1 protein-coding gene is annotated in these 665 nt (G+C 64.7%); it reads right to left on the bottom strand.

The annotated features are described in order from the left end of the window. Positions 1 to 665: IS200/IS605 family accessory protein TnpB-related protein (locus tag ACYQ0J_RS05320; RefSeq protein ID WP_460171147.1), on the bottom strand; the 665-nt coding region annotated here is incomplete at both ends.

The raw sequence follows: 665 nt of genomic DNA, 5'->3' as shown, positions 1-665 counted from the left end.
CGGTAAACCCGTCCCGGCCGCCCGGCGAGCCCTGAAGGCTTGAGAGCAGGGACAGGGACCCCTGAGCCCTCTTGAGCTCACGGGAGAGGCTGTCCCCGCGGGACTTGTCACGCTCGTTTCTCTTCTGAGTGCGGAGTTCCTCGGCTTTAGCCCGGTAGAACCCCTGGGCGTGGGCCAGGAACGCCTCGTCCTTCAGGAGCTTCTCGTACCCCTCGGGAAGCTTCTCCCTGAACCCCAGGGCCCTCCTCCCGATCACGTAGGCGGCGGCCACGTCCTTGGACAGGGAAAGCTGCGGGGCGTACTTGAGCATGCCGATGGTGGAGGTGTCCTTTGGGTTCACCTCCACCACCTGGACGCCCTTCTTCCTGGCCAAGGAGTGGACCTTCCTGAGGAGGGAGCGGTAGGCGAAGCGGTGCAGGGTCCGCCTGAAGGCCCTGCCTGAGCCGTCTCCCCTCTTTCCCTTGGGGAGATACTTCAAGCGTTCGGTGGCGATGGCCACGCCTTCCTTCAGGGCCAGGGCTATGACCTCGTGGGCGATCTTCCAGAGGGCGAGCTCTTTCGCTCCCCTGTTGTGAGCCCGGTCCACTTCTTCCAGGGAGAGGGTGAGGTGATGCTTCAGGTTTCCATCCGGGCCCACCACGGCTAAGGCCAGGTGGTAGGGGTCG

Source organism: Thermus sp. FJN-A, from assembly GCF_054655095.1.
Note: the sequence above shows the minus strand (reverse complement) of the source record. Positions and strands in the feature narration are given on the sequence as shown.